5 protein-coding genes and 1 tRNA gene are annotated in these 6,400 nt (G+C 61.9%); 3 read left to right on the forward strand and 3 right to left on the reverse strand.

Annotated elements, in window-relative coordinates:
• Positions 1 to 1,251: 1,251 nt before the first annotated feature.
• From A5740_RS27390 to A5740_RS27400, 3 genes are all read left to right on the forward strand, one after another.
• Positions 1,252 to 1,938 (forward strand): hypothetical protein, encoded by a 687-nt coding sequence (locus tag A5740_RS27390; protein ID WP_139335376.1) that lies wholly within the window; start codon positions 1,252 to 1,254, stop codon positions 1,936 to 1,938.
• Between the two features lie 283 nt (positions 1,939 to 2,221).
• Positions 2,222 to 2,872, forward strand: a complete 651-nt coding sequence (locus A5740_RS27395; RefSeq protein WP_076199450.1) for a hypothetical protein — start codon at positions 2,222 to 2,224, stop codon at positions 2,870 to 2,872.
• Between the two features lie 41 nt (positions 2,873 to 2,913).
• Positions 2,914 to 3,282 carry a carboxymuconolactone decarboxylase family protein gene (locus tag A5740_RS27400; RefSeq protein ID WP_076199452.1) on the forward strand — a complete coding sequence of 123 codons (369 nt, stop codon included), beginning with the start codon at positions 2,914 to 2,916 and terminating at the stop codon, positions 3,280 to 3,282.
• A gap of 38 nt (positions 3,283 to 3,320) precedes the next feature.
• On the opposite strand, the gene A5740_RS27405 is transcribed toward A5740_RS27400, so the two are convergent.
• The 3 genes from A5740_RS27405 to A5740_RS27415 form a co-directional block, all read right to left on the reverse strand.
• Positions 3,321 to 4,586: an ATP-binding protein gene (locus A5740_RS27405; protein WP_076199454.1), complete on the reverse strand. Its 1,266-nt coding sequence runs from the start codon at positions 4,584 to 4,586 to the stop codon at positions 3,321 to 3,323.
• Positions 4,587 to 4,937: 351 nt separating this feature from the next.
• A tRNA-Thr gene (locus A5740_RS27410) sits at positions 4,938 to 5,013 on the reverse strand.
• A gap of 55 nt (positions 5,014 to 5,068) precedes the next feature.
• Complete coding sequence (locus tag A5740_RS27415; protein ID WP_076199456.1) at positions 5,069 to 6,277, reverse strand: DNA polymerase III subunit delta'; 1,209 nt, start codon at positions 6,275 to 6,277, stop codon at positions 5,069 to 5,071.
• Positions 6,278 to 6,400 lie beyond the last annotated feature (123 nt).

Consider the following 6,400-nt stretch of genomic DNA (forward strand, 5'->3'; position numbering starts at 1 on the left):
TACCGCAGCGAAAAACAAAGATATCCCCTGGTTAAAATGGTCCGCGGGCTACAATAATGCGATTGAGATTAGCGTCGGCGAACTCGATGACATCAAGCCACCCTAGCCAAAGAAGTAAAACATGACACACGGACTCGTCGTTACTCTATTTAAAAAGTGTGTTCTATTCTATTTAAGCGTGTTTTCATTTCTCGCCCTGACAGGGTGCCATGCTGGCAATGACACATTGGCGTATACGCCCACGCCGACCAATCCGCCTGGTCCAGAATCGCCCAATTGGCCCGAGAAACTGGCCGACTTTCGGTTTCGTTGGTCAGCGGAACCCTCAGTCGACCTCGAAACAGGGAAAGTCGTTCCACTTAGGGCTTATCTGGAATCTATGCTTGTCAATAGCTACACAGGAAATCCCAGCGGGGGATATCCCGGCTTCCAACGTGCGACACCTCAACCGATAGATCAGGGAGCACCCGATTGGGCAAGCACGCCCGAGTCTCAGAAGCGTATACGCGGTCCCATGGGCGCGGATTACGCGCCAGAGTTGCGATTGTTCGGCAATGAAGAGTTATACGTGTTAGACATTGAAGCCACCGAAGTGGGCTTTCGGGCATTCGTATGTGATGCAACCTTTAATGTCTACAAGCGGAACACTGACTCCAAGCAACTGATTCCGTTGAACTTTGAATCATCGACATATACTGCGCCGAATAATCCTGATTATCACAACATGCGAGTGTGGCGAACAGAATTCAGCGACCACGATCCGCGAGTTGGCAGCGCACCACCTCCTTCGCCTTCGGCGGCACAGCGCGGCCCGCTACCGGCACCTCGAACTGACGTTTTTGGCGCATGGTTCGTTACTGGATCGGAGTGGGTGGCCATGTGGTCAGACCACGACTACCCCGGGCTGAAGCCAGGAAGCCCGGAGTCACGCCAACGTGCCGCGGAGGCTCGGTCGCGGGAGGATGCCATGCGGCAACAGTGCCTCGAAAGGTACCCATTGAATGCTGCGGAGCGTGCTCAACGTGCCACTACAGTGCTTGTCGATCCGCCGCGAGTCGAGGCAGCAGTCCCGGGCTGGCCGGCTTGACGGCCGCCCCATAAAGCTCGAGATGACGACGTGGTGGCCGATAAAGAAACTCCAACCCATTAGGAACCGATGGGAAGCATTTTTCGCCGATTAGTAGCGACCTCTTCACTCGTGTTGAGCGCCGGTTGTGGAATTTCGGATTCGTCCCCGGTACCGGCTGCTGGATGGCCGCAGAGCTTAGAAAATTTCACGTTCGTATGGAAGGTGAGCAGAACATCGATCTCGTCACCGGTCCGGCGGTCGCGGTGCGGGCATACCTCGAGTCGTTCTTCCTCGTTCGGCTGACAGGTGATGACAAGTACCTGTACCCGGGTTTCAGCGACACCGTTCCAAAAAAATGGTGGCCTCGTGAGTCTGATACTGCGTCGGACAAGCCGTGGATCGGGACCATCACAAACCATCTTCTGTCGTTGACCCGCACCGGCTCTGAGGTCGCGGCGATCGGATGCATGTACACCTACCGCACCGCTTCTCCGCACAGCGAAGGCGAGTACGAGGCGCACGGCGTTCCGGTAGGCGCACCCGAGGCCGGCATCGCTGCGTTCAAGGTAACTGTTGACGTGGGCGCAGAATCCACCGAGCCCGAACCGCCTCAGACCGGGCCCGCACGCTCTCCCTTCGAAAATGTCTTCGGCAATGATCAAGTCACAGGCTATTGGGGCGGGTATTTCGGAGCCGAAACGACGAATAACTGGAACTGGCCCGAGCGTGAGCGAGCGACACCGGAGTGCATAACAAAGGCCCCAGACCCACTCGAGCGGCGAGAGTACATTTTGGGCAATTATCTGGCAGAAAACGAGTTCCCTACGCTCCCAGTCAAGCCGGGATGGCCCGAGGCCCCAGGTTCGTAGAGCATATGGAACTCAAGAAAACAATGGCCGCCATTTCCGTGGCAGCGCTGGTGGTGTGCGGGGCGGTACTCGGCACTCACCTACGCTGCCCTCGGACACCAGCCCGGCAGCAGTTGCCGCCCTACTGACCGGACCTGATGGCACGAGGTTCCTCGGTCAGATCAGCAGCTTTCAGTGGTCCGATGCCGGCCGCGAGGCCAGTGGTCTATTTGATTGGATTGCCACAGACGCGCACTCTTCGGATCCTGAAACTGCGGCGCGGGCTGGCGTTTCCGCGCATGCGTTGGCCGAATACCTGGCCGGCCAACCAGCCGGATCGACGACCAACGTCAACAACGCTGCACTTCTCACCGGGTATGCCAAAGCGCTCAGCCCGTTTCAGAGCACGATGATAGGGGATTCCCGGCGCACCTCCGAATTTCAGCCTCTCGACAACCTTGAGAGTGGGTTGCCCCGAACGGCACGAGTTTTTTCGGCGATCGTCAGCGCATCGGATGCCAGGAAGCACTTTGCTGGCGCGGCGGAATCACTGGCAGAAACATACGAGGGCAAGTTCACCGAGTTTGCCGCCGCCAACCCAACACTCCCGGATGGCCGCATCGAGCGGTCCTACGTGTTGTGGTCGGCACGGTTGCGCGGGCTGTTGGCCCGTAGCATTACGCTTGCAGACTCGGTCGACAAAGCATCTGGCTCAGCCGGCGCAACCACGCAATTGCGCTTTGCGATCGTCTCGCGAATGGTTCACGGTAGTGACCCGCGCATCAGCCCCCAATACTTCACAGACGAAGGCACATTGATAGATCCTGCCAAACTTCAGGGTGGTCTCCTGAGCCTTTATAGCGCACAACTCGTTAATTACCTGTCCACGTATCCACGTCTCGCCGATGCGGTAGCTGAATTCGATCAGACGCTCAACTTGATCGCATCGGGATAGCGGCTCAACGACAGCGCGATCGCCATGCCAAGCTGGCAGGCATGACTGACGACGTACGTGAAAAGGGTATACGGGTCCTGCAGGAGCTCGTGCCGCATCTGCCGGCAGATGTTGTCGAGGCGGACGGCAGTTTCGGTGACGAGATGATGGCGATCGGCGTCGACAATGTCTTCGGTCGGCTGTGGAGCCGTGACGGGCTGAGCCGACGTGACCGAAGCCTGGTCACGATGGGCATCCTCATCGCGCTGCGGGCCACTGAGGAGTTCGAATCGCACGTCAAGATCGGTCTCAGAAACGGCCTCACCGAGGAAGAGATCGCCGAGGTCATCTACCACGCCAGCGGTTACGCAGGCTTCCCGAACGCCAACACCGCGATGACGGTGGCCAAGAAAGTGATCAAGGGGCGATAAACCGGTCCATCAGGCCCGATTTGTCACCCGGCGCGGCTTCACGGTCCGAGCAGCGCCAGCGGAATCACCGCCACGCCATCTGGGCGCCGGTAGGCGAACTGCCCGGTGTTCACCACGATCCGCTCCACCAACCGATCGCCGATCTGGCCCTTGAGCCAGTTGAGATGGCGTACGTCCTTATCGTCGACGGCTGCCGCCAACTTCACTTCGATCGCGACCACTCTCATCCCCGGGCCTTCGACGATCAGATCGATCTCGTGGTCGCCGTTCTGAGTGCGCAGGTGACCCACCGTCGCCTCGGCAGCTTCTGCATATACCCGAACCGACTGCGCAACAAGGGATTCGAACAGCGCTCCGAGCCACATACCGGCCGGCCCCGGAGCTGTGATGCCACCGAGCAGCGCATCGACGTCAACGCCGAACAATGCTGCCGCGAGTGCCGGGTCCACAAGGTGATGTTTGGGCGTCTTCGCCAGCCGCTTGAGCGGCGTGAAGGACGGTATCCATGGGCTAATCGGGTCAAGGATGAACAGCCGTTGCAGATGTTCACGGTATTGCGCGACGGTCTGCCGGGCAGGCTTGTCAGACTCGCCCGGCGTCGCGGAATCGAGAATTACGGTGTATGCCGCGTCCGTCGACGTCGCCGCCCCGTACGCGGTGAGCCAGGCCCGCAGCGCAGCAGGCTGCCGCACCGCCATTCCATTCTCGGGAAGTTCGCGCTCGACGATTCGGCTCAAGTATCCGTTGAGCTGGGCACGCCGGACTCGCGGAGGTAGATCCCGAATCCCCGGGAAACCGGAGCGGACGACTTCTTCGGCGTAGTCGGGCAAGGCGACGTCGGTCTGTCCTTCAATGCGCGACTCGATGCCGCCCAGAAGCGCACGCAGTGACACCGTCGGACTGGTCAGCCCGCGCTCGGCGAGGGACATCGGCCGCATGATCACACTGAGGATGCGACCAGCGCCGGAATGGAGCCTCGCGCCCGCGGCTACCTGCGCCGATCCAGTCAACAGAAACCGTCCGCCCTCCGCCGACTGATCGACACCACGGCGGACTCGGTCCCATATCGGTGGGAGTAACTGCCATTCGTCGATGAGAACCGGCGGAGTCAGCCGATCGATCAGCCCGAGATCAGCCGCGAGTGCCGACCGCTGCGCACCGTCGTCCAGACTCAACGTAGAGGTGGCGCGCTGGGCCGCCGTCGCCGTCTTGCCCACTCCTTTGGCGCCCTCGAGAGCGATGGCGGCGGTGTACGGGAACAGGTCATCAAGCACCTGGTCAACGACCCTCTGTAGATATCCCACGCCGCGAATCTAACAAACCGCAGGCGATCTATATAACAGATCGCAGCATTTCTATCTAACAGATCGCATACGTCGACGTAGCTACCTGATACTCAAAGATCGCAACTGTCGGCAGATGCGGTCGAGCCGAACGGCAGCTTCGACGATGAGCTGATGGGTATCGGAGCCGATAATGTCTTCGGCCGGCTGTGGAGGCGGGAGGGCCAGCGGCTACGCGGGATTCCCTGCGGCGAAGACGCGACTACCACGCCCCAACAGCCAGACCTTCGCGTTGACTTTGAGTTGACGCCGCATTTGTGCGAATAGCAGTGTGCGTGGATTCAAAGTCAACGGGTTGGTCCACAAAAACAATGGAGCCACCCAGGGGAATCGAACCCCTGACCTATTCATTACGAGTGAATTGCTCTACCGACTGAGCTAGGGTGGCGCACCTGGCGAACCGGGCGGCACGAGTCTACGGCAGGCCCCTGCCCAGACCCAACTCACCCACGTAACGCCTGCCCGACGGTCGCGACCATGGCGTCGACGGCGAACTTCGGCTTGACGTTGATGGACAGCGCTTCACGACATTCCAGCACTGCCTCGATGCAGCGCAGGAGTCGATCGGGGGGCACATGCTCGGCCATGGCCGCAACTTTCTCGGCCATGTCCGGGTGGTTCGCGGTCACGTCACGAGCGCCCGACGACACCAGAAGCGCATCCCGAAAGTAGGTGGCCAGGTCGATCAGGGCCCGGTCCAGCGCATCGCGCGAGGCCCGGGTCTGCCGGGATTTCTGCCGTCTCTCCAGCTCTTTGAGTGCCCCGGCGGTACCGCGGGTGGTGGCGGCCGTGCCCTTGCCGGTGCCGCCGGCCCCCAGAGCGGTCTTGAGCTCCTCGGTCTCGGTCTCATTGCGTCCAGCGGTCAAGGCCAGTGCCTCGGCTTCGGCGACGGCCACCATCTCCTCAGCGGCCGCGAACGCCCGTGCCGGCGTCGCGGCGTCGCGGGCCAGCCCCAACGCCCGTTTCCGTCGTTCTCGGGCCTGGGGATCGGTAGCCAGTCGTCGGGCCCGGCCCACGTGGCCGCCACTGACCGAGGCCGCCCAGCGCGCATCCTCGGCGGGCAACCCGTCGCCGGAGATCAGCACGTCGGCGATGGCGTCCACCGACGGCGTCGTCAGCGCCACGTGCCGACACCGGGAGCGCAGGGTGATCGCGATGTCCTCGGGATCCACCGACGGCGCGCACAGCAGGAACACCGTCGAGGGCGGCGGCTCCTCGACCACCTTGAGCAGCGCGTTCGCCGCGCCTTCGGTGAGCCGGTCGGCGTCCTCGACCACCACGATCTGCCAACGACCGGTCCCGGGGCGCCGCGAGGCGATCTGCACGATCTCGCGCATCTCCTTGACCGCGATGGACAGTCCCTCGGGCACGATGCGGCGCACGTCAGCGTGGGTGCCGGCCATCGTGGTCGTGCACGCCCGGCATTCGCCGCACCCGGGGACACCTTCGGACGTGCACTGCAGCGCCGCCGCGAAACACAACGCGGCCACCGAACGCCCCGATCCGGGCGGCCCGGTGATCAGCCAGGCATGCGTCATGGTCCCAGCTGTGGTTCCGCTGTGGGCGGAATCACCACGGGCCGCCCAAGCCGCAGCCACCAGCTCCTGTTCCACCGCATGCTGGCCCACCAGCCGCGAAAACACCCCGCTCATCGCCCTCAACAGTAGTGGTCAAGCCGACACAACCGCGTCACACCGGCACCTCAACGTCCCCGCGGCCCGATACGGTAAACGGGTGACCACGCAGCCCATCCCCATCGCGCGAATGCACCGATT

This window comes from Mycobacterium sp. GA-1841 (genome assembly GCF_001954135.1).
In the GTDB taxonomy this organism is placed as follows: Bacteria; Actinomycetota; Actinomycetes; order Mycobacteriales; family Mycobacteriaceae; genus Mycobacterium.

Bases quoted from the DNA above. Each gene is read 5' to 3' on its own strand.
- A5740_RS27390 (WP_139335376.1), top strand. From the start codon at position 1,252: ATGGCCGCAGAGCTTAGAAAATTTCACGTTCGTATGGAAGGTGAGCAG.
- A5740_RS27400 (WP_076199452.1), top strand. From the start codon at position 2,914: ATGACTGACGACGTACGTGAAAAGGGTATACGGGTCCTGCAGGAGCTC.
- A5740_RS27415 (WP_076199456.1), bottom strand. From the start codon at position 6,277: ATGAGCGGGGTGTTTTCGCGGCTGGTGGGCCAGCATGCGGTGGAACAG.